The sequence below is a fragment of the Pseudooceanicola spongiae genome (assembly GCF_014899185.1).
Lineage (GTDB): Bacteria > Pseudomonadota > Alphaproteobacteria > Rhodobacterales > Rhodobacteraceae > Pseudooceanicola > Pseudooceanicola spongiae.
Map to the genome: position 1 here is coordinate 2,166,370 of NZ_CP045201.1, position 21,751 is coordinate 2,188,120.

The 21,751-nt window shown below is 63.7% G+C and carries 18 protein-coding genes; 8 read left to right on the plus strand and 10 right to left on the minus strand.

The window, feature by feature from the left end:
- Nucleotides 1-2: 2 nt before the first annotated feature.
- The 8 genes from F3W81_RS10250 to coxB form a co-directional block, all read right to left on the minus strand.
- Nucleotides 3-1,265 (minus strand): M16 family metallopeptidase, encoded by a 1,263-nt coding sequence (locus tag F3W81_RS10250; RefSeq protein ID WP_193083477.1) that lies wholly within the window; start codon nucleotides 1,263-1,265, stop codon nucleotides 3-5.
- A complete protein-coding gene (thrC, locus tag F3W81_RS10255; protein ID WP_193083478.1) occupies nucleotides 1,262-2,650 on the minus strand; it encodes a threonine synthase in 1,389 nt (462 codons plus the stop codon). Before thrC ends, F3W81_RS10250 begins: the two co-directional genes overlap by 4 nt.
- Entirely contained in the window at nucleotides 2,647-3,333 is a 687-nt protein-coding gene (locus F3W81_RS10260; protein WP_193083479.1) for an SURF1 family protein, read from the minus strand. Before F3W81_RS10260 ends, thrC begins: the two co-directional genes overlap by 4 nt.
- Before the next feature lie 109 nt (nucleotides 3,334-3,442).
- Nucleotides 3,443-4,243 (minus strand): cytochrome c oxidase subunit 3, encoded by an 801-nt coding sequence (locus F3W81_RS10265; protein WP_193083480.1) that lies wholly within the window; start codon nucleotides 4,241-4,243, stop codon nucleotides 3,443-3,445.
- A gap of 24 nt (nucleotides 4,244-4,267) precedes the next feature.
- Nucleotides 4,268-4,855, minus strand: a complete 588-nt coding sequence (locus F3W81_RS10270) for a cytochrome c oxidase assembly protein (RefSeq protein ID WP_193083481.1) — start codon at nucleotides 4,853-4,855, stop codon at nucleotides 4,268-4,270.
- Between the two features lie 3 nt (nucleotides 4,856-4,858).
- Entirely contained in the window at nucleotides 4,859-5,056 is a 198-nt protein-coding gene (locus F3W81_RS10275) for a cytochrome C oxidase assembly protein (protein WP_193083486.1), read from the minus strand.
- Nucleotide 5,057: 1 nt separating this feature from the next.
- Nucleotides 5,058-6,008 carry a heme o synthase gene (gene cyoE, locus F3W81_RS10280; RefSeq protein WP_193083488.1) on the minus strand — a complete coding sequence of 317 codons (951 nt, stop codon included), beginning with the start codon at nucleotides 6,006-6,008 and terminating at the stop codon, nucleotides 5,058-5,060.
- 97 nt (nucleotides 6,009-6,105) lie between these two features.
- Nucleotides 6,106-6,951 carry a cytochrome c oxidase subunit II gene (gene coxB, locus F3W81_RS10285; RefSeq protein WP_193083490.1) on the minus strand — a complete coding sequence of 282 codons (846 nt, stop codon included), beginning with the start codon at nucleotides 6,949-6,951 and terminating at the stop codon, nucleotides 6,106-6,108.
- A 239-nt stretch (nucleotides 6,952-7,190) separates the two neighbouring features.
- Here coxB and tldD point away from each other — a divergent pair, with 239 nt between their 5' ends.
- From tldD to F3W81_RS10310, 5 genes are all read left to right on the plus strand, one after another.
- Nucleotides 7,191-8,612 carry a metalloprotease TldD gene (tldD, locus tag F3W81_RS10290; RefSeq protein ID WP_193083492.1) on the plus strand — a complete coding sequence of 474 codons (1,422 nt, stop codon included), beginning with the start codon at nucleotides 7,191-7,193 and terminating at the stop codon, nucleotides 8,610-8,612.
- A gap of 279 nt (nucleotides 8,613-8,891) precedes the next feature.
- Nucleotides 8,892-10,055 carry a DNA-processing protein DprA gene (gene dprA, locus F3W81_RS10295; RefSeq protein WP_193083499.1) on the plus strand — a complete coding sequence of 388 codons (1,164 nt, stop codon included), beginning with the start codon at nucleotides 8,892-8,894 and terminating at the stop codon, nucleotides 10,053-10,055.
- A gap of 150 nt (nucleotides 10,056-10,205) precedes the next feature.
- Nucleotides 10,206-12,887 (plus strand): type I DNA topoisomerase, encoded by a 2,682-nt coding sequence (gene topA / locus F3W81_RS10300; protein ID WP_193083501.1) that lies wholly within the window; start codon nucleotides 10,206-10,208, stop codon nucleotides 12,885-12,887.
- Nucleotides 12,888-13,045: 158 nt separating this feature from the next.
- Complete coding sequence (locus F3W81_RS10305) at nucleotides 13,046-13,744, plus strand: CoA transferase subunit A (RefSeq protein WP_193083503.1); 699 nt, start codon at nucleotides 13,046-13,048, stop codon at nucleotides 13,742-13,744.
- Nucleotides 13,745-13,785: 41 nt separating this feature from the next.
- Nucleotides 13,786-14,412, plus strand: coding sequence for a 3-oxoacid CoA-transferase subunit B (locus tag F3W81_RS10310; RefSeq protein ID WP_193083505.1), 627 nt, complete (start codon nucleotides 13,786-13,788; stop codon nucleotides 14,410-14,412).
- Between the two features lie 64 nt (nucleotides 14,413-14,476).
- Here the strand turns inward: F3W81_RS10310 and F3W81_RS10315 are convergent, their stop codons facing one another.
- A complete protein-coding gene (locus tag F3W81_RS10315; RefSeq protein WP_226941946.1) occupies nucleotides 14,477-16,021 on the minus strand; it encodes an MDR family MFS transporter in 1,545 nt (514 codons plus the stop codon).
- Between the two features lie 175 nt (nucleotides 16,022-16,196).
- Between F3W81_RS10315 and F3W81_RS10320 the strand changes: the two genes are divergently transcribed.
- Genes F3W81_RS10320 through pdeM form a run of 3 tightly spaced genes read left to right on the plus strand, consistent with a single transcriptional unit; the run spans nucleotide 16,197 to nucleotide 19,883 of the window.
- Nucleotides 16,197-16,772: a MarR family winged helix-turn-helix transcriptional regulator gene (locus tag F3W81_RS10320; protein ID WP_193083507.1), complete on the plus strand. Its 576-nt coding sequence runs from the start codon at nucleotides 16,197-16,199 to the stop codon at nucleotides 16,770-16,772.
- A gap of 38 nt (nucleotides 16,773-16,810) precedes the next feature.
- On the plus strand, nucleotides 16,811-19,213 hold the full coding sequence (locus F3W81_RS10325) for a ligase-associated DNA damage response DEXH box helicase (RefSeq protein WP_193079089.1): 2,403 nt from the start codon (nucleotides 16,811-16,813) through the stop codon (nucleotides 19,211-19,213).
- Nucleotides 19,206-19,883, plus strand: a complete 678-nt coding sequence (gene pdeM / locus F3W81_RS10330) for a ligase-associated DNA damage response endonuclease PdeM (RefSeq protein ID WP_193079090.1) — start codon at nucleotides 19,206-19,208, stop codon at nucleotides 19,881-19,883. The genes F3W81_RS10325 and pdeM overlap by 8 nt, the downstream gene beginning before the upstream one ends.
- Here the strand turns inward: pdeM and F3W81_RS10335 are convergent.
- A complete protein-coding gene (locus F3W81_RS10335) occupies nucleotides 19,880-21,556 on the minus strand; it encodes a formate--tetrahydrofolate ligase (RefSeq protein ID WP_193079091.1) in 1,677 nt (558 codons plus the stop codon). The genes pdeM and F3W81_RS10335 overlap by 4 nt on opposite strands.
- Between the last annotated feature and the right edge of the window lie 195 nt (nucleotides 21,557-21,751).

The following is a 21,751-nucleotide window of genomic DNA, read 5'->3' on the forward strand; positions in this document are numbered from 1 at the left end:
CTTCATGCGGCGCGGCGGGCCGACAGACCCGCGAAATCGGGGGCTTGCGACACCGGGCCATAGAGCGCCAGAGCCATCGGCGCCCGCGCGGCCATCTGTTCGGCGTGGCGGCGCAGATCCTCGGCGGTGACGGAATCGATCCGCTCGACCACCTCGTTCAGCGGCGGCACACGGCCCCAGATCTCGATCATGCGGGCCAGACGCTCGGCCCGGCTGGACGCCCCCTCAAGCCCCATCAGCATGCCCGCCTTCATCTGGGCGCGGGCACGGGCGATTTCCGCCCCGACAAGGCCTTCGGCGGCGCGGTGCATCTCGTCCAGGATCAGCGTCGTCAGCTCATGCACCTTGTCGCCGCTGGTGCCGGCATAGATCGTCGTCATGCCGCTGTCGGCAAAGGCACCGGCCTGGGCAAACACCGTGTAGCAGAGGCCGCGCTTCTCGCGGATCTCTTGGAACAGGCGCGAGGACATGCCGCCGCCAAGCGCTGCCGCGTAGATCTGGCCGGTATAGGCGTCGGGATGGCGGTAATCGGGGCTCTCGAAACCGAAGACGACATGCGCCTGCTCCAGCTTCTTGACGTTGCGGATCTCGCCGCCGACAAAACGCGCCGGGATGATCTCGGGCTGGCCGTGGGCCTCCATGTCGCCGAACAGCTTTTCGGCCATGGCGACGATCTGCGCGTGATCAACAGCCCCCGCCGCCGACAGGATCATCTGACCGGGACCGTAGTGTTCGCGCACAAAGCCCGCCAGATCATCGCGGCTGAAATTCTTCACCCGCTCCTCAGGGCCCAGAATGGTGCGCCCCAGAGGTTGCTCGGGATAGGCGCGTTCCTGCAGCCAGTCGAAGACCACGTCATCAGGGGTATCCAGCGCCTGCCCGATCTCGGACAGGATCACGCCGCGCTCGACTTCGATTTCCTTGGGGTCAAAGATCGACTGGCGCAGGATATCCGCGATCACCTCAAGCGCCAGCGGCACGTCGTTTTTCAGCACGCGGGCGTAGTAGGCGGTCACCTCGCGGCTGGTGTAGGCGTTGATATAGCCGCCCACATCCTCGATCACCTCAGCGATATCGAGGGCCGAGCGGGTGCGCGTGCCCTTGAAGGCCATATGCTCAAGGAAATGCGCAATGCCGTTCTGTTCGGGACGCTCATGACGGCCCCCGGCACTGACCCAGATCCCGATGGAGGCGGATTGCAGGCCCGGCATATGCTCGGAAACGATACGAAAACCGTTGCTCAGCGTGGTCAGTTCGACACTCATGCAGATCTCCTTTCGCGGATCAGCGCTTCGATCTGGTCGAGGTCATTGGCCACGCGCGTCACACGCTCCTCGCGGTCAAAGAGATCGGCCATACGCGGCGGCAGGCCGGGGCGCACGCCACTGGCCGCCTCCACCGCGTCGGGGAATTTCGCCGGATGCGCTGTCGCCAGCGACACCATCGGCACATCGGCCACGCGCAGCTCGCGCGCGACCTTCACCGCGACGGCGGTGTGCGGGCAGAGCAGCTCGCCCGTTTGTGCCAGCATGTCGCGGATCGTCTCGCGGGTCTCGTCTTCAGAGCAACGGCCCGACAGGAACAGCTCCTGCAAGTGCTGCAAGCCGCCTTGCGGCACGGTGAACCCGCCCGCCTTCATCTCGTCCATCAGCTGCGACACGGCGGCGCCGTCCCGGCCAAGCGCGTCAAACAGCGCCCGCTCGAAGTTCGAGCTGACCTGAATATCCATCGACGGGCTGATCGAGGGCGTTACGCCATCGGGGCGATATTCGCCGGTGCTGAGGCAACGGTGCAGGATGTCGTTCTGGTTGGTCGCCACGATCAGCTTGTCGATCGGCAGGCCCATCCGGCGCGCGATATAGCCCGCGAAGATGTCACCGAAGTTGCCGGTTGGCACCGTGAAGCTGACCTTGCGGTCGGGCGCACCAAGGCTGACGGCGGCGGTGAAGTAATAGACCACCTGCGCCAGAACCCGCGCCCAGTTGATCGAGTTCACCCCGGCAAGGCCCACGTCATCGCGGAAATCGAAGTGGTTGAACATGTCCTTCACGCGGGCCTGACAATCGTCGAAATCGCCGTCCATCGCCAGCGCATGCACGTTCTTGTCGGCGGGCGTCGTCATCTGACGGCGCTGCACCTCAGAGACACGGCCATGCGGGAACAGGATGAACACGTCGACATTGTCCAACCCCCGGAACGCCTCGATCGCGGCCGAGCCGGTATCACCCGAGGTCGCACCCACGATGGTCACCTTGCGGCCGTTCTTTTGCAGCGCAGTCTGGAACAGCTGACCGATCAGCTGCATCGCGAAATCCTTGAAGGCCAGCGTCGGGCCGTGAAACAGCTCCAGCAGAAAGTGGTTCGGCTCCAGCTGCACCATGGGCGCACGGGCGGCATGGCCGAACCCGGTATAGGCGCGCGCGATACAGGCGCGGAACTCATCCTCGGTGAAGGTCTCGCCCAGATAGGGCCACATGACGCGGAAAGCGGTTTCCTCATAGGACAACCCGCCGAGCGCGCGAATATCCTCGGCGCTCATCACTGGAATTTCTGCCGGAACATACAGACCGCCGTCGCGGGCCAGCCCGGTCAGCATTGCATCCTCGAACGTCAGTTCGGGGGCCTTGCCCCTTGTCGAGATATACTTCACGCCAATTCGCCCTTTCCCTGTTTGGAGATGCGATAAATCAAACCACCCGACATGACCAGCCATATGGCGGCCAGCGAGAACCATGTGATTGCATAGCCCTCATGATCATTCGGGATCGATGAGGTGCCCACCGGGGCCACCATCAGCGCCCCCTCCTGCCCCGCCGCGTCGCGGCGCACCACCAGCAGCGGTGCCGTATCCAGCACCTCGGACATGGCCGGCACGTCACGGGCATAGAACAGCCCGGTCGTCAGGTCGGGGTCGGGGGTAAAGCCGTCCTTCTCGTCGGGCCAGAGCAGGTTGCCGGTGATCTCCACCTCTCCCTCAGGTGCCTCGGGAAGCGCCGCGCCCTGCGGCACGAACCCCCGGTCGATCATCACGCGGCGCGCGGACGTATCAAAGCCCTGCACCAGATGATACCCGGCGCCATAGCCCTCTTGTGCGGACTGGATGCGCAGGACGGGGCCGGTGAACTGACCTGCAAGCCGCACGGCCAGATACTTGTCGGCCTCCGGCTCCGGGTCCTCGGGCAGCGGCACGGGGTCCGCGGCAATCCGTGCCTCGATCCGCGCCAGAAGGGCCTCTTTCCAGTGCAGACGCTGGACCTGCCAGCTGCCGAGCGCCACCAGAACCGCGAACCCGGCGACCGCGAACACGATCACCCCGATCAATCTCGCCCGCATAAATCCCCCACTTCATCGCAAAGAGGCGCGGTCGATGCCCGCGCCTCTGTCTTGCAGCTATATAGACATCGCGCCTGCCCGCCAAAAGGGGCAGGCCCGGCCCGACGGATCAGGCGCCCCAGATATAGATCGAGGCGAAGAGGAACAACCAGACCACGTCAACGAAGTGCCAGTACCAGGCCGCCGCCTCAAACCCGACGTGGTTTTCGGCGGTGAAGTGGCCGGCATGGACGCGCAGCAGGCAGACCAGCAGGAAGATCGTGCCGATGAAGACGTGCACACCGTGAAAGCCGGTCGCCATGAAGAAGGTCGCGCCGTAGATGTTGCCGCCAAAGCCGAAGGCCGCGTGGCTATATTCGTACAGCTGGAACACCGTGAACAGCGCGCCCAGCAGGATCGCCAGCAGCAGACCGTTCTTGATGTCCTTGCGGTTGTCTTCATGCACCAGGGCATGGTGCGCCCAGGTGGCCGCCGCGCCCGAGCACAGCAGGATCAGCGTGTTGATCAGCGGCAGGTGCCAGGGATCGAAAACCTCAATACCTACGGGCGGCCAGACGCCATCCACCGCAGGGCTTTGTGGCCCCATCGGATAGATCGCATGCTTGAAGAAGGTCCAGAACCATGCCGAAAAGAACATGACCTCGGACATGATGAACAGGATGAAGCCGTAGCGCAGCCCGATCTTGACGACCGGCGTGTGATCGCCCGCCTTGTTTTCCAGGATGGTTTCGCGCCACCAGCCGAACATGGTGTAGAGCACCACCAGCAGGCCCAGCAGGAACATCCACGGGCCGGACTCGTGCATCCACAGCACGGCCCCGTAGAGCATGATAAACGCCCCGACTGCCCCGATGAACGGGTAAATCGACGGTGCCAGGATATGGTAGTCGTGGTTCTTTTCGTGTGCCATCTCGTTTTCCCTCGCCTGAGGCCGTTAGTTCAGATCGGTTGCGCCTTGTTCCACCGAGAGTGCAGCCTGCTCTTCGGCTTTGTACCCTTCGGGCAGATCGGTTTCATAGAATGTATAGCCCAGCGTGATCGTGTGGACATATTTCGCATCGCGGTCGTCGACGATGGCGGGGTCCACGTAGAAGGTGACGGGCATCTGCACCGTCTCGCCGGGTTGCAGGATCTGCTCGTCAAAGCAGAAGCACTGGATCTTGGTGAAAAAACCACCCGCCTCGTAGGGCGTGACGTTGTAGGACGCCGTGCCCGCGACCACTCGGTCGGTCGGGTTGTGCGCCTCAAAGAAGGCCAGCCCGGTTTCGCCGATCTTCAGCGTCATCTCGCGCTGCACGGGCTTGAAGCTCCAGGGCATGTTGCGGTCGATCGAGGCGTCGAAACGGATCTTGATCGTCTCGTCCAGCACGGTGTCCGAGCCGCGGTCAGCCTCTTGCGTGACGCCGCCAAAGCCGGTGACCTTGCAGAAATAGTTATAGGCCGGCACCGCCGCCCAGGCCAGCGACGCCATCACGACCACAACGCCAACGGTTTGCACAACTGTCTTTGTCTTGGCGTCCATGGCTCAGTTTCCGCTGGCAGGTGCGACAGGCACCGTTTTCTGCACGCCCGGCACGGTGTCGGGGAATTGCACGTTCTGCGCCGTAACCTTTACGAAGGTCATGCCGAAGATCAGAAAGACAAAGGCCAGCAGCACGCCACCAAGCCCCAGATTGCGCGACAGACGGCGGCGGTGCAGTTCATGTTCATGTGCCAATGGCATCTTACCAGCCTCCCAGCCCGTAGGGTTTCAGCAGTGCCTCGACCAGGATCGCGGCAAAGTGCAGCGCGGTATAATAGAGCGAGAGTTTGAAGAAACTCCGCTCAACCTTGTAGTTGTCGGCCTCGGCTGTGGTCTCGTCCCGGCGCCAGATCTGGAACGCGCCTTTCAGGAACAGCCCGTTCAGCACCACGGCAACGGCCATGTAGATCGGCCCGCCGATCGAGGTGACGCCAGTCACCAGCGCGATCGGGGCCAGCAGAACCGTGTAGGCCAGGATATGCTTGCGGGTGGATTTGCGCCCGTGGGTCACGGTCAGCATCGGCACGCCCGCGTCGCGGTAGTCTTCCTTCATGAACAGCGCCAGCGCCCAGAAGTGCGGCGGCGTCCACATGAAGACCAGAAGGAACATCAGCACCGATTCGACGCTTACTCCGCCCGTCGCCACGGCCCAGCCGATCATCGGAGGGAAAGCACCTGCCGCGCCACCGATGACGATGTTCTGCGGCGTCCAGCGCTTCAGCCACATCGTGTAGACAACAGCGTAGAAGAAGATCGTGAAGGCGAGGAACAGCCCGGCAAAAACATTCGCCGCCAGCGCCAGCATGACGCAGGAAAAGCCTGAGAGCGTCAGCCCGAGGGCCAGTGCCTCTTCGCGCCCGACCCGCCCCGAAGGGATCGGCCGACCGACGGTGCGCTTCATCACCGCGTCGATATCCGAATCATACCACATGTTCAGGGCGCCCGAGGCCCCGCCGCCCACGGCAATGAACAGCACTGCGCAGAAAGCGATGAAGGGGTGCACATGCACCGGCGCTGCCACCAGCCCGACGAAGGCCGTGAACACCACCAGAGACATCACGCGCGGCTTCAGCAACGCGATGTAGTCGCCAAACTGCGATTCGTAGGCGGCATCGCCTGCAGCGGCTTGCGGGTTAAGGCTTACGTCGGTCATGTCTCAGGTCTCTTTTCAACATCACGGCCCCGGAAAATGCCGGGACCGATCTTCGCGCGCCTGTCCGGCCCTGTGCAGGGCCGGGGCGCGACATGCATCATGTTGCCGGTGCGACCTGCGCCAGCGGCACGAACTGCCCTGCCGAGGTGCTGGCGGCAAGCCAGGCATCATAGGTCTGCTGGCTGACCACCTTGACCGTGATCGGCATATAGGCGTGGTCCTTGCCGCAAAGCTCAGAACACTGACCGAAGTACAGCCCTTCGCGATCCGCGTTGAACCACAGCTGCGCCAGACGGCCCGGCACGGCATCCTGCTTCACCCCGAAGGCCGGGATGGTCCAGGAGTGGATCACATCCGCGCCCGTCACGGTCATCACGACGGTCTTGCCGACCGGCACGATGACGGCGGTGTCGGTGGCCAGCAGATACTCGTCCGGCTCATAGCCGTAGTCCGCCAGCTGCTCTTTCTCCAGCTTGAAGCCCTCGAAGGCCAGGCCCGCTGCGTCGGCGTCGGTGTATTCATAGCCCCAGTACCACTGGTAGCCGGTCACCTTGATATGGATGTCGCCGTCGGGAATCGTCTGCTGCTTGAACAGTGTCGGCAGCGAAAACGCCCCGATGAACATCAGGATCACGATGGGCACGATGGTCCAGGCGATCTCCAGCGGGGAATTGTGCGTGAAGGTCGACGGCACGGGGTTCCGCTTGCGGTTGAATCGCCATGCGGCGAACAAAAGCAGCCCCGTCACCAGAATGACGATGACGGTGATGATCACCAGGATCATGCCGTCCAGCCATTGCAGATCTGCCGCTTCGGAGGTCGATGCCGGCTGGAAGCCGATGCCGCCGAGGTGCGGTTTGCCCACGCGTTCAAGCTCCTGCGCCATGGCGGGAAGGGCTGGGAATGCGGCCAGAAGGGCCAGAGAAGGTTTCAAAAATCGCATTGGTCACCCTGATCGGTTGGTGCAGTTCTTGGTGCGTGTCGTTCGTGTCTATCGGGAATTCGCCGGATCTCAGGCTCGCTCCCGTTGTTTGTCGATGCTTAAAACCATATTCTAACGCATACGACAACAATCGCCTGCGCGGCAAAGGGACGCTTTTTTGATTTAGATCAAGAATTCCGGCGTCGTCCCTGCCATTTAGGCCGTTGTTGCCACTCTACGTCAGAAAAGGCCGTCCCCCAATGAAAGATACGCTGTTCCGCCCGTTTGAGACAATGCTGGATGAGGGTTCGGCCCTCTCGCTGCTGCGCGAAGCCGTTGCTGGCGCCGATGATGGTGAGCTTTTCATGGAACGCCGTCGTTCCGAGATGTTGCATTTTGATGACGGTCGCATCCGCACCGCCTCCTATGACGCGGCTGAGGGATTCGGCCTGCGCGCCGTTCGCGGCGAGGTTGCAGGCTACGCCCATGCGACCGAGATCTCGGAGAGCGCGCTGCGCCGCGCCGTCGCCACCGCCCGCCTTGCCGTCGCCGATGGGGGCGGCACCATGGCCCCCCCGCCCCGCGCCACCAATACCAAGCTCTACGCCGAGCTGGACCCGATCGCCGCCCACGCCTTTCCGGTCAAGGTCGACACCCTGCGCGAGATCGACGCCTTCTGCCGTGACCTCGACCCCCGCGTCGTGCAGGTCAGCGCCACCGTCGCCGCCTCCTGTCAGGAGATCGAGATCCTGCGCCCCGAAGGCCACATCGTGCGTGACATGCGCCCGATGACCCGCGTCAACGTCTCGGTCATTGTCGAGGACAAGGGTCAGCGTCAGACCGGCACCGCCGGGGGTGGCGGGCGCATTGGCCTCGACGGGCTGCTCGACCCCGCCGACTGGCAGGCCAAGGCCCGCGAAGCTCTGCGCGTCGCGCTGGTGAACATTGAGGCGATCCCTGCCCCCGCCGGCATCATGGACGTTCTGCTCGGGCCGGGCTGGCCCGGTGTCATGCTGCACGAAGCGGTCGGCCACGGGCTTGAGGGCGACTTCAACCGTAAAGGCTCCTCGGCCTTCTCCGGTCTGATCGGTCAGCAGGTCGCGGCACGCGGCGTCACCGTACTGGACGACGGCACGATCCCGGACCGTCGCGGCTCCATCACCATTGATGACGAGGGCACGCCCTCCGGCAAGAACGTGTTGATCGAGGACGGCATCCTCGTCGGCTATATGCAGGACCGCCAGAACGCCCGTCTGATGGGGGTCGAGCCCACTGGCAACGGACGCCGCGAAAGCTATGCCCATGCGCCGATGCCGCGGATGACCAACACCTACATGCTCGGAGGCGACTCCAACCCCGAGGATATCGTCGCGGACATGAAAGACGGCATCCACGCTGTCGGCTTTGGTGGCGGTCAGGTCGACATCACCAACGGCAAGTTCGTCTTCTCCTGCACCGAGGCCTACCTCGTGAAGGACGGCAAGCGCGTCGCCCCGGTCAAGGGCGCCACGCTGATCGGTGACGGCCCCGCCGCGATGAAGCGCATCCGCGCGCTCGGCAACGACATGGCGCTCGACCCCGGTATGGGCAATTGCGGCAAGGCGGGCCAGTGGGTGCCGGTCGGCGTCGGCCAGCCCACCGTGCTGATCGGCGGTCTGACCGTCGGTGGCTCTGGCACCTGAGGCGCCCTGGCCCTGCAAGCGACACTCGCCGCGCCCCCCAACCCCGGGGGCGCGGCTTTTTGCTGTCCGGCTCACTTCTGGGCGAGGTTGCCGCGCTACGATTCGGTTAACAAAGCGGCGACGAATGCAATACCGCCCGGATACCGACGCGATACCGACATCAAATTCCGGGCGATTTCGCCGCGAAAACCCCAAGTATTAACGCCAACCCCGCGGAAAACTTTACCCTTAATTAACCACCCCAGCGGTACAACGAATCTGCAAGCAGGCGGAGTCACGATGGTCGTGGATACACATCCTTCCACTCACCCCCCACTCCCACCCACCACGGAAGATGATCGGCTCTCGTGGCTTCGTCTCTTGCGATCCAGCCGGGTCGGTATCGCCACCTTCTATCGGATGATGGCACAGCACGGCAGCGCCCAGGCGGCCCTTGCCGCGCTGCCCGACATGGCCCGCGCCGCGGGGATCAACACCTACAGCCCCTGCCCGATATCCCTTGCAGAACAAGAACTTGCGAAAGGTCGCGCGCTTGGGGCCCAGTTGCTCTGCCTCGGTGATGCGGGCTATCCGGCGCAACTTCTCGACCTCGCTGACCCGCCGCCCTGCCTCTGGATCCTTGGCAACCGGGCGGCTTTGGCGCGCCCTCTGATCGCCATCGTCGGCTCTCGCATGGCCTCGTCTCTGGGTCTGCGCATGGCCCGCGCCCTCGCCGCCGATCTGGCGGCTGAGGGCTATGTCATCGTCTCCGGTCTGGCGCGCGGCGTCGATGCCGCCGCCCATCACGCCAGCCAGTCCAGCGGCACCATCGCCGTGATGGCCGGTGGCGCCGATGTCATTTATCCCATTGAGAACAGTGAGTTGTCCGAGACCCTGTTGCAAAACGGTCTGCGCCTCTCCGAACAACCCCTCGGCTTATCGCCCACGGCGCGGCACTTTCCCCTGCGCAATCGGCTGATTTCCGGCCTCGCCCGCGCCGTCATCGTGGTTGAGGCCGCAGCCAAGTCCGGCTCTCTCATCACCGCGCGCAACGCGCTGGATCAGGGCCGCGAGGTGCTGGCGGTGCCCGGTCACCCCTTCGATGCCCGCGCCTCTGGCTGCAACATGCTGCTGCGTGACGGGGCCACACTGGTCCGCAGCGCCCATGATGTGATCGAAGCTATTGGAACCGCAGGCGAAAATCCTCGCGCCGCTCTCCCACAACCGCGCCCGACGCGGCCCATCCCCTCGGCCACGCCGCCCTCGCCCCCACGCTCCAAGCAGGAGATACAGGACCTGCACCGCGCCATCCTGGACCGGCTCGGCCCCTCTCCACTGGCCGAAGATCAGCTATTGCGCGACATCGCCAGCCCCGCTCAGCGGGTCATGCCAGTCCTCACCGACCTCGAACTTCAGGGCCGGATCGAACGCCAACCGGGCGGTTTCATCGCGTTGCTCTCCTGACCCGCATTCACGTTATGCGCTGCTTTCCGCCATGGCAGGGGGATTGCACCCAGTCAGGTTTGCCTCCATTGACAAGCCACCCACCGACCCCACATGTTCCGCCGCCAAGGCGCGATCTTCGAGTCGAGCCGCCATTCGAAAGGAACTCTGATGCCCGTTGTTGTTGTGGAATCCCCGGCTAAGGCCAAGACAATCAACAAATATCTGGGCTCCGATTATGTCGTCCTCGCCTCGTATGGCCACGTCCGCGACCTGCCTCCCAAGGACGGATCGGTGGATACCGAGAACGATTTCGAGATGCTCTGGGAGGTCGGCGCCGACAGTCGCAAACATGTGAAGGCCATTGCCGACGCCCTGAAAGAAGACAACAACCTGATCCTCGCGACCGACCCTGATCGTGAGGGAGAGGCGATTTCCTGGCACCTGGAAGAGACGCTGAGGAAGCGCAAGGCGATCAAGGCTGACACCCCCGTCAGCCGCGTGGTCTTCAACGCCATCACCAAATCCGCCGTCACCGAGGCGATGAAGAACCCGCGTCAGGTCGACGCCCCGCTGGTCGAGGCGTATCTCGCCCGCCGCGCGCTCGACTACCTTGTCGGTTTCAACCTCTCGCCCGTGCTCTGGCGCAAGCTGCCCGGCGCCAAGTCCGCTGGCCGCGTGCAATCGGTCTGCCTGCGTCTGATCGTCGAGCGCGAGATGGAGATCGAGGTCTTCCGTGCCCGTGAATACTGGACCGTGAAGGCCATCCTGACGACGCCGCGCGGTCAGGAATACGAAGCCCGGCTGACCATGCTCGGCGGTGACAAGCTCGACCGCTATTCGCTCGAAAACCAAACCGCTGCCGAGATGGCGGTGCAGGCCATCACTTCGCGCGATCTGACTGTCGCCTCGGTCGAGGCCAAGCCCGCCTCGCGCAATCCCTCGCCGCCCTTCATGACCTCGACCCTGCAGCAGGAAGCCAGCCGCAAGTTCGGCATGGGTGCCCGCCAGACGATGAGCGCGGCGCAGCGCCTCTACGAGGCTGGCCACATCACCTATATGCGGACCGACGGCATCGACATGGCCCCCGAGGCCGTGACCGCCGCCCGTGACGCGATCAAGGAACGGTACGGCGCGGAATATGTGCCCTCCAGCCCCCGCGTCTACAAGAACAAGGCCAAGAACGCGCAGGAAGCGCACGAATGTATCCGCCCGACCGAGATGACCAAGGACGCCGCCGCGCTCAAGATCACCGATGCGGATCAGCGCAAGCTCTATGACCTGATCTGGAAGCGCACGCTGGCCTGTCAGATGGAGGGTGCGCGGATGGAGCGGACCACCGTCGACATCACCAGCGCCGATCACCAAGTCGAGCTGCGCGCCACCGGCCAGGTGGTCATTTTCGACGGCTTTCTAAGGGTTTACGAAGAGGGCAAGGATGACGCCGTCGTCGATGACGACGACAATCGCCTGCCCCAGATCAGTCAGGGCGAACCGGCAAAGAAGAAAACGATCACGCCCGACCAGCACTTCACCCAGCCGCCGCCGCGCTATACCGAAGCGACGCTGGTCAAGCGCATGGAAGAGCTCGGCATCGGCCGCCCCTCGACCTATGCCAGCATCGTCACGACCATTCAGGACCGTGGCTATGTCCGCATGGACAAGTCGCGGATGATCCCAGAGGACAAGGGGCGGCTCGTCATCGCCTTTCTGTCGAACTATTTTCACAAGTACGTCGAGTATGATTTCACCGCCGATCTTGAGGGCGAGCTCGATGACGTTTCGGCGGGCGAGCGGGACTACAAGGATGTTCTGAAACGCTTCTGGCGCGATTTCCACGCGGCGATTGAGGAAACCTCCGAGCTGCGCATCACCGACGTGCTGGAGAAGATCAACGAGGTTCTGGAGCCACATCTGTTCCCCGATGCAGGCGACGGCAGCGATCCGCGCCTGTGCCCGAACTGTGGTCAGGGGCGTCTGTCGATGCGCACTGCGCGCTCTGGCGGGGCCTTCATCGGCTGCTCGAACTACCCCGAATGCCGCTTTACCCGGCCCTTCGGCCCTCCCGGTGCCGAGGGCAGCTCGATCGGGCCGGATGGCAAGCTGCTCGGCCACGACAACGACGATCCGATCAGCCTACGCGATGGTCGCTTCGGCCCCTACGTGCAACGCGGCAATGCCACCGAAGAAGTGCCGAAACCGCCGCGCGCTTCGCTGCCCAAGGGCTGGGAAGTCGATTCCATCGACCTGGAAAAGGCGCTGACGCTGCTGAACCTGCCGCGCCAGATCGGCGCGCACCCGGAAGATGGCGAGATGATCGAGGCCGGGATCGGCCGCTTTGGCCCCTTCGTGAAACACAACAAGACCTATGCGAACCTTGCCAATGTTGATGAGGTCTTCGAGGTCGGCATGAACCGCGCGGTTGAGCTGCTGGCGCAGAAGCTGGCGCGTGGCGGTCGTGGCCAAGCGGCCAAGCCCTTGAAAGAGCTGGGCGAACACCCCGAGCTCGGCGGACCGGTCAACGTCATGACGGGGCGTTACGGGCCTTACGTGAAGTGGGAAAAGATCAACGCCACGCTGCCCAACGACGTCGAGCCTGAAGGCCTGACGATGGAAGCCGCCGTCGAGCTGATCAACGAAAAGGCCGCAAAATCCGGCAAGAAGCCTGCGCGCAAAGCCCCAGCCAAGAAACCTGCGGCGAAAAAAGCCACAACCAAAGCGGCGACGACTAAGGCTGCGACGACCAAGACAGCGGCCAAGAAGACGACAGCGAAAAAGCCTGCAGCCAAGAAAGCTCCGGCCAAGAAACCTGCCGCGAAAAAGCCTGAGGCCCCGCCCGAGGACGGCGAATAACGCCAGAGCTTGCTTATTCCAGCAGAGATGCAACGCGCACCAACGGCCCCTGTTTCAGGGGCCGTTTCTGCATCGCGGCACCCAATGCCACAGTGCGGCAATAAATTGACATGTCCGGCGTCCAGGGTCAGAAAGTAGAAAATAATTCGGAGGAATTCATGAAAAAGGTGTTCGATTCTGCGGCAGACGCGCTCGAGGGCGTGCTGTTCGACGGCATGTTCATAGCGGCTGGTGGCTTTGGCCTCTGCGGTATCCCCGAGCTGCTGCTTGCAGCGATCAAGGACGCAGGCACGAAGGATCTGACCTTTGCCTCCAACAACGCAGGCGTTGATGATTTTGGCATCGGCATTTTGTTGCAGACACGTCAGGTGAAGAAGATGATCTCCTCCTACGTGGGGGAAAACGCTGAATTCATGCGGCAATATCTGTCCGGCGAGCTTGAGCTGGAGTTCAATCCCCAAGGCACGCTGGCCGAGCGTATGCGCGCCGGCGGCGCTGGCATCCCCGGCTTCTACACAAAGACCGGCGTCGGCACTGTCATCGCGGAGGGCAAGGAAACCAAGGAGTTCGACGGTCAGGAGTATATCCTTGAGCGTGGGATCGTCGCTGATCTGGCCATCGTCAAAGCCTGGAAGGCCGATCCGACCGGCAACCTTGTGTTCCGCAAGACGGCCCGCAACTTCAACCCGCCCGCAGCCATGTGCGGCAAGATCTGCATCGTCGAGGTCGAAGAGATCGTGCCGACCGGCAGCCTTGATCCCGACACCATCCACCTGCCCGGCGTCTATGTGCACCGCATCATTCAGGGCGAGCATGAAAAGCGGATCGAGAAAGTCACCACGCGCCCTGCGGCCTGACACCTTGTCTGAACGACACATCGAGATTTGAGGAGAGAGCCATGCCTTGGGACAGAAACCAGATGGCCGCCCGCGCGGCGAAAGAGCTTGAAGACGGCATGTATGTGAACCTCGGCATCGGGATCCCGACGCTGGTGTCCAACTACATCCCCGAGGGCGTCGAAGTGACGCTGCAATCGGAAAACGGGATGCTGGGCATGGGCCCCTTCCCTGTTGAGGGCAGCGAGGATGCCGATCTGATCAATGCTGGCAAGCAGACGATCACCGAACTGCCCCAGACCGCCTATTTTGACAGTGCCACCAGCTTTGGCATGATCCGCGGCGGCAAGATCGCCATGGCGATCCTCGGCGCGATGGAAGTGGCCGAAAACGGTGACCTCGCGAACTGGATGATCCCGGGCAAGCTGGTCAAGGGTATGGGCGGCGCGATGGATCTGGTCGCCGGGGTGCGCAAGGTTGTCGTGGTGATGGACCACACCAACAAGCACGGCGAATCGAAGGTGCTGAAGGAATGCACCCTGCCGCTGACCGGGCGGGCTGTGGTGGATCGCATCATCACCAACCTCGGCGTCCTCGACGTGGTTGAAGGCGGCCTGAAGATCGTCGAGCTGGCCGAGGGTGTCTCTGACGAAGAGATGCGCGCCTCGACCCAGGCGACGCTGGTCTAAGATCACGGGAATGAACAGGAAAAGGCCCTGCCGTTGATCCGGCGGGGCCTTTTGTGTCTGCGGGCTATTCTGCGGGTGCAGGCTGGGCCGGGCTGGCAGAGGCCAGTGGCAATTCGATCAGGCGCAGCGAGATCAGGCAGGCCAGCCCCGCCACCACGGCGCCAATCAGGAACATCGGCGCTATGGCGTCCGAGAACCCTTCAATGACCAGTTGTCGGGACACCGGCTCCAGCTCGGCGATGATCGTCGTGGTCAGATCCTGTATCCGCTCAAGCTGGGGCATCAGGGGTTGTACGTGCAGCGTCATGCCGTGGTTGAAGACCGCCCCGAAGATCGAGGTGCCGACCGCACCGCCCGTCAGGCGGAACATGTTCGCGCTCGCCGTGCCCACGCCGAGGTGTTCGCGCGGAATAGCCGTCTGGATCGCCACCACGCCGACGCTGAGGTTCGGGCCGATGCCAAGGCCGACAAAGGCGAGGTTGGCCGCGATCTGCCACAGCGGCGTCTCCGACCCGATCCGCGACAGGGCGATCAGCGACACGCAGAGCAGCGCGGTCGCCATCGGCGGCAGGAAGCGATAGCGCCCCGTCCGGGTCATGAAACGACCAGCGGAGAACGAGCCGCCGATCAGACCAGCCATCATTGCGATCAGGTAGATCCCGCTGCGCGCAGGGTCGACGCCTTTCACCACCTGCAGGAACATCGGCACGAAGGAAATCGTGCCGAACATCGCCATCCCCACCAGAAAGTTGACGCTGTTGGCGACCTGATAATTGCGCACCCGGAACAGCAAGGGGGGCATCACAGGCTCGCTGGCGCGCCCCTCATTGAAGAGGAACCCGACCAGCGACGCAACGGTCACGGCCATCAGGGCAAGGGTGGACGGCGCGCTCCAGGCCAGCACAGTCCCGGCCAAGTTGGCCAGCAGAACCAGCGCGCTGAGAAAGCACATCAGCAGCACGGCGCCGAGGTAGTCCATCTTGTGGCGAACGGTATGCACCTGAGCCTCAAGCGTGCGGGTCAGCACGACGAAGGCGGCGATGCCGAAGGGCAGGTTGACGAAGAAAATCCAGTGCCAGCCGACGCTCTGGACCAGAAAGCCGCCGACCAGCGGGCCGAGCACGGTCGAGACGCCAAAGACTCCCGACAGCGTCCCCTGCGCGCGTGCACGTTCGCGCGGCGGCAAGACATCTGCAACGACCGCCATCGAGACCACGATCAGGCTGCCCCCGCCGAAGCCTTGTATGATGCGCCCGAGGATCAGCACCGGCATGTTCCACGCAAGCCCGGCAATCGCCCCCCCGATCAGAAAGATCACGATGGCGCACTGCAGCACGATCTTGCGGCCGTACATATCCCCCAGCTTGCCTGCGATCGGCGCGCCAATGGTCGAGGACAGCAGGTAGGCCGTCACGACCCAGGTGATATAGGACAGCCCGCCCAGATCGCTGACGATCTCGGGCAAGGCGGTCGAAACGATGGACTGCCCGGTCGAGGCCAGAAACAGTGTCAGCGCCACCGTCATCAGCACGACCCGCAGCGTCCTGCTGTCGGGCGAGGCCATATCCGCGCCAGTTGTGCTGTCTGTGCGGGCGTCAGGTGAGGTCATCTTGCGTCAGTACTTTCGAAATGCAGGGTCAAACCATCACCGCAGCGTGGAAATGCAGGTTGCAACTTGATAAATTTGGTTCAAGTGAATATGTGCACCGCGCATAAGCATGTCAATAGCATGCAACTTCAGAGCGCAACCGGAGGGTAGTCCGATCGGGACACGAGACGAGGATATGGCCGACTTTCTGGCGCATGCAGGTATTCCTGCCGCGGTGACGGATCAGGCTCTGGCGATTGACGCGATCCTCCAGCAGTGGCGTCGCCGCGTCGGCAAGCGAGAGTTGGGGCGCATGGCACTTGCCGAGCTGGGCCTGGACATCGACCTTCCCAAACTGGACGTGCTGATTGCAACCTGGGCGCCCTCCAACGAATTTGGCGCCGACAAGGGCGAAACGATGGTCTCGACCATCGCGACGCGGCTGTGCATCGACCCCTCGCGCGCCTCGCGGCTGGTGTCGGAGCTGATCAATCAGGGGCTGCTGGCGCGCGGCGTCAGCCAGCAGGATGCCCGCCGCACCATCGTCGAGCTGACCGAGAAGGGTCTGGCCACCGTGGATGCCGTTCGCACGATCAAGTTCCTCATCCTCGGCGATTACCTCAAGGGCTGGACGGAGGCCGAAATCGACACCTTCCTGCCTCTGCTGGAGCGGTTTTCATCCTGGTCGGAGGAGGCCGCCGACAAGGGGCAAACCCTTCTGGCCCCGACCATTGCCGAGTTGCGCGCCAAGCTGCAGAAACTATCGCAATAGCCTCGTCAAATCGGGGGACCGCGCCTATCTCTGTTCTCATGAGGCAGCTTCCCCAGACATTTTCCGATTGGTTCGCCGGCCGTGGCTGGCAGGTGCATCCGCACCAGCTTGAGATGTTGGCGCGCGCCGATGATCCTGCGCTGCTGCTGATCGCGCCGACGGGCGGTGGCAAGACGCTGGCGGGCTTCCTGCCGACGCTGATTGACCTCGCCGAGGGCGAGCACAAGGGCCTGCACACCCTCTACATTTCGCCCCTCAAGGCTTTGGCCGCTGATATCCGCCGCAACCTCGAAACCCCGGTCGAGGAAATGGCCCTGCCGATCCGCATCGAGGATCGCACCGGCGACACCCCCTCCAGCCGCAAGCGACGTCAGCGCGTCGACCCACCCCATATCCTGCTGACCACCCCCGAGAGCCTTGCGCTGTTGATGTCTTATGAGGACGCGCCCCGCATGTTCGCAGGGCTGAAGCGGGTCGTCGTGGACGAGATCCACGCCCTAGCCGAGAGCAAGCGTGGCGATCAGCTCATGCTGGCGCTGGCGCGGCTGGAGCGCCTCTGCCCCGGTCTGCGCCGCGTCGGACTGTCCGCCACGGTCGAGGACCCGCCCGCTCTGGCGCAGTTTCTCGCGCGCCACCCCGACCCTTGTCACATCCTGCAGGCTGACCCCGGCCCGGCGCCCGACATCCAGATGCTGCGCAGCGACACGCCGCCGCCATGGTCCGGAGGCGGCGCGGCCTATGCCATCGCGGACGTGCTGGAGGAGGTGAAGAAACACCGCATCACCCTGATTTTCCACAATACCCGCGCCCAGGCCGAGATCTTTTTCCACAACCTCTGGCTGGCGAACGAGGACGGGTTGCCCATCGGCATCCACCACGGTTCGCTCGACCGCACGCAGCGAGAGCGGGTCGAGAAGGCCATGGTGCAGGGGCGGTTGCGGGCAGTCGTCTGCACCGGCTCGCTCGACCTCGGGATCGACTGGGGCGATGTGGATCTGGTGATCCAGGTCGGCGCGCCGAAGAACGTCAAGCGGCTGGTGCAGCGGATCGGGCGCGCCAATCACCGCTATAACGCGCCTTCCAAGGCGCTACTGGTGCCCGCCAACCGCTTCGAGGTGGTCGAGTGCGAAGCCGCGCTGGAGGCCGTGCGCGAGGCCGATCTGGACGGTGATCCGCGTGGTCCCGGCCCGCGCGATGTGCTCTGCCAGCAGATCCTGATTGCCGCCTGCGCCGGTCCCTTCGCCGCCGAGGATCTGTTTGACGAGGTGCGCACCGCCGGCCCCTACGCCGACCTGACCCGCCCTGAGTTCGACGCCTGCCTCGATTACTGCGCCACCGGCGGCTACGCCCTGCGCGCCTATGACCAGTGGCAGCGGCTGAAGCAGGCCGCCGACGGGCGCTGGCATCTGCGCGACCCCCGCGCCAGCCAGCTGATCCGCATGAACATCGGCACCATTCAGGACACCGATACGCTGAAAGTCCGCCTGAAACGCGGCGGCGGCAAACCCTTGGGCGAGGTCGAGGAAAGCTTTGCCGCCTCGCTGACGCCCGGCGACACCTTCCTGATCGGCGGGCGGATCGTGCGATATGAATCCTTGCGCGAAATGACGGTCGAGGTCAGCCGAGATCCCGGTCGCAAGCCCAAGGTGGCGGTGTTCAGCGGCACCAAGTTCGCGACCTCGACCCAGCTGTCGCAGCGGGTGCTGCGCATGTTCCAGCAAGAGAGCTGGCCGGAGCTGCCACGCCATACCGCCGAATGGCTGGCCCTGCAGCGCGAGGTCTCGCGCCTGCCCGAACCCGGTCGCCTGCTGATCGAGAGCTTCCCGCATGACGGCCGCATGCACCTCTGCGTCTACGGATTTGCCGGGCGCAACGCGATGCAGACGCTGGGTCTGCTGCTGAGCAAGCGCATGGAGGAGCTGGGCCTTGCTCCCCTCGGCTTCGTCTCCACCGACTATGCGACGCTGATCTGGGGGCTGGAGGAGGTTCTGGACCCTACCCCCCTGTTCGATCTGGAAGCGCTGCGCGAGGGCTTGGATGGCTGGCTCGCGGGCAATGCGGTGATGAAGCGTACCTTTCGAGGCGCCGCCACCATCGCCGGGCTGATCCAGCGCAACACCCCCTCGGCCCGCAAGAGCGGACGTCAGGCGACGTTTTCCTCAGATATCCTCTATGACACCCTGCTGAAGTACGATCCCGGCCACCTGCTGATGGACATCACACGGCAAGAGGCGATGCGCGGCCTTGTCGACTTTGGCCGGATAGAGGAGATGGCAGCCCGTGTTGCGGGCCGCATCGACCATCTGCGGCTGGACCGGGTCTCGCCCCTCGCTGCACCGCTGTTCATGGAAATCGGCAAGGTCCCGATTGAGGGCGAAGGCAGCGCACGGCTTGAAGCGCAGGAAGCCGAGCGTCTGATGCAGGAGGCGGGCCTTGTCTGAGGTCGCAGAGGCGCAGGGCCATGCCTTCACGCTGTCCGGGGCCACACTGGTCGCCCGGGGCACTGGCGCGCTCTACTGGCCTGCTCAGAGCCTCCTGTGCGTGTCGGACCTGCACCTTGGCAAATCCGAGCGCCTCGCCCGGCGCGGCGGCAGCGCCCTGCCACCCTATGAGACGCAGGACACCCTGCAGCGCCTTGAGGAGGAGATCAGCGCGCTCTCTCCCAAAGTGGTGATCTGCCTTGGGGACAGTTTTGATGATGCCGCGGCGGCCGATGCGCTGGACGAACCTGCGCTGCTCTGGCTGCAGCGGTTACAGGCGGGCCGCAAGTGGGTCTGGATCGAGGGCAACCATGATCCCGGTCCCGTCGGTCTGGGTGGCACACATCTGGCAGAGTTGACCGAGAGCCCCCTGACCTTTCGCCATATCGCGGAGGCTGGCGGCAGTGGCGAAATCTCGGGCCACTATCACCCCAAGGCTGCAATCGCGCGCACGGGGGGCCGCGCCCGCCCGTGCTTTCTGATCGACGCTGCGCGGGTCATCATGCCCGCCTTCGGGACCTACACAGGCGGTCTGCGCAGCCAACACGCCGCACTGAGCCCCTTGATGGAGCCGAGGGCGATTGCCGTGCTGACGGGGCCGGTGGCCCGCGCCATTCCGATGCCGCGCTAGAACAACCCCTCGACCTGATTGTCGGCGTTCAGGCCTATGCCCTCGGCGGCTGGCGTGCGCGGCAGGCCGGGCATGGTCATGATCTCGCCACAGATCACGACGATAAAGCCCGCCCCCGCGCTCAGACGCACCTCTCGCACGGGGATACGATGGCCGGTGACTGCGCCGCGCTGGCTGGGATCCGCCGAGAAACTATACTGCGTCTTGGCCACGCAGACGGGTAGATCGCCAAACCCTTGGGCCTCCCACTCCGCGAGCTGAGCTCGGATCCTGGGGTCGGCGTCGACGCCGTCGGCGCGGTAGATCTTGCGCGCCACGGTCTCGATCTTCTCAAACAGCGGCATGGTGTCGGGGTAGAGCAGCTGGAAGGCGGCCTCTCCGCTATCGGCCAGCTCGGCCACGCGATGCGCCAGAGCCTCGATGCCGGCCGAGCCTTCGGCCCAGTGGTTGCACAGGAAAACCTCGGCATCCTCTGCCTCGACCGTCTTGCGCAGCATCTCAAGCTCCGCCTCTGTATCCCCGGCAAAGCGGTTGATCGCGACAACCACCGGCACACCAAAGCCGCGCAGGTTCTCAAGATGACGGGTCAGGTTGGCACAGCCCGCCTGCACTGCCTGCGGGTTTTCCGCCCCCAGATTCTCTTTCGCCACGCCGCCATTCATCTTCAACGACCGGACCGTCGCGACAAGCACCACCGCGTCCGGGGACAGGCCCGCCTTGCGGCACTTGATGTCCATGAACTTTTCCGCGCCAAGGTCTGCGCCAAATCCCGCCTCGGTCACCACATAATCCGCAAGTTTCAACGCCAGCCGGGTCGAGATCACCGAGTTGCAGCCATGTGCGATATTGGCGAAGGGACCGCCGTGCACGAAGGCCGGGTTGTTCTCCAGCGTCTGCACCAGGTTGGGCTGCATGGCGTCGCGCAGCAGCACTGTCATGGCTCCATCGGCCTTGAGGTCACGGGCGCGGATCGGCTCTTTCTCGCGGGTGTAGGCGACGATGATCTCTCCCAGACGGCGCTGCAGATCGGCCAGATCCTCGGCAAGACACAGGATCGCCATGACTTCGGAGGCGACAGTGATATCGAACCCGGTCTGGCGCGGAAATCCGTTCGCAGGCCCCCCGAGCGAGGTCACGATGTCGCGCAGCGCCCGGTCGTTCATGTCCATCACACGCCGCCAGACGACGCGCCGCTGGTCGATCTGCAATTCATTTCCCCAGTGGATGTGATTGTCGATCATCGCGGACAGCAGATTGTGGGCCGAGGTAATGGCGTGGAAATCCCCGGTGAAATGCAGGTTCATATCCTCCATCGGGATCACCTGAGCATAGCCACCACCAGCCGCACCACCCTTCAGCCCGAAACAGGGGCCAAGAGACGCCTCGCGGATGCAGATCGCGGCCCGCTTGCCGATGCGGTTCAACCCGTCCCCCAGCCCTACAGTCGTCGTCGTCTTGCCCTCTCCAGCCGGCGTCGGTGTAATGGCGGTGACAAGGATCAGCTTGCCGTCAGGGCGATCTCGCAGCCCTTCGATAAAGCTTTGCGCGACCTTTGCCTTGTCGTGGCCATAGGGCAGCAATGCCTCTTCCGGGATATCCAGCCGCGCGCCAATGGCCTGTATCTTCTGCTTGCGCGCAGCCCGGGCGATTTCGATATCCGTGAGATGTGTCATGGCTGAGGCCTCTCTGTCGTGAAGGAAAGTATGGGGAAGGATCGTTGTCGCCAGATGCCTCAATTCAGCGCACCCCGGTGGAACACCGCCCTTAAAAAGTCAGCGATAGCGAAAGGCGGATCCCGCGTTTTTAAAATCGCTGCAATAGATCGATGGAACCAATTCCGTTTACCAGTTGTTAGTCTTTTAAGAGAA

Excerpts from the sequence above, each read along its gene's own strand:
- F3W81_RS10250 (WP_193083477.1), bottom strand. The coding sequence starts at position 1,265 with ATGAGTGTCGAACTGACCACGCTGAGCAACGGTTTTCGTATCGTTTCC.
- F3W81_RS10260 (WP_193083479.1), bottom strand. The coding sequence starts at position 3,333 with ATGCGGGCGAGATTGATCGGGGTGATCGTGTTCGCGGTCGCCGGGTTC.
- F3W81_RS10265 (WP_193083480.1), bottom strand. The coding sequence starts at position 4,243 with ATGGCACACGAAAAGAACCACGACTACCATATCCTGGCACCGTCGATT.
- F3W81_RS10270 (WP_193083481.1), bottom strand. The coding sequence starts at position 4,855 with ATGGACGCCAAGACAAAGACAGTTGTGCAAACCGTTGGCGTTGTGGTC.
- F3W81_RS10275 (WP_193083486.1), bottom strand. The coding sequence starts at position 5,056 with ATGCCATTGGCACATGAACATGAACTGCACCGCCGCCGTCTGTCGCGC.
- cyoE (WP_193083488.1), bottom strand. The coding sequence starts at position 6,008 with ATGACCGACGTAAGCCTTAACCCGCAAGCCGCTGCAGGCGATGCCGCC.
- coxB (WP_193083490.1), bottom strand. The coding sequence starts at position 6,951 with ATGCGATTTTTGAAACCTTCTCTGGCCCTTCTGGCCGCATTCCCAGCC.
- tldD (WP_193083492.1), top strand. The coding sequence starts at position 7,191 with ATGAAAGATACGCTGTTCCGCCCGTTTGAGACAATGCTGGATGAGGGT.
- dprA (WP_193083499.1), top strand. The coding sequence starts at position 8,892 with ATGGTCGTGGATACACATCCTTCCACTCACCCCCCACTCCCACCCACC.
- topA (WP_193083501.1), top strand. The coding sequence starts at position 10,206 with ATGCCCGTTGTTGTTGTGGAATCCCCGGCTAAGGCCAAGACAATCAAC.
- F3W81_RS10305 (WP_193083503.1), top strand. The coding sequence starts at position 13,046 with ATGAAAAAGGTGTTCGATTCTGCGGCAGACGCGCTCGAGGGCGTGCTG.
- F3W81_RS10310 (WP_193083505.1), top strand. The coding sequence starts at position 13,786 with ATGCCTTGGGACAGAAACCAGATGGCCGCCCGCGCGGCGAAAGAGCTT.
- F3W81_RS10315 (WP_226941946.1), bottom strand. The coding sequence starts at position 16,021 with ATGACCTCACCTGACGCCCGCACAGACAGCACAACTGGCGCGGATATG.
- F3W81_RS10320 (WP_193083507.1), top strand. The coding sequence starts at position 16,197 with ATGGCCGACTTTCTGGCGCATGCAGGTATTCCTGCCGCGGTGACGGAT.
- F3W81_RS10325 (WP_193079089.1), top strand. The coding sequence starts at position 16,811 with ATGAGGCAGCTTCCCCAGACATTTTCCGATTGGTTCGCCGGCCGTGGC.
- F3W81_RS10335 (WP_193079091.1), bottom strand. The coding sequence starts at position 21,556 with ATGACACATCTCACGGATATCGAAATCGCCCGGGCTGCGCGCAAGCAG.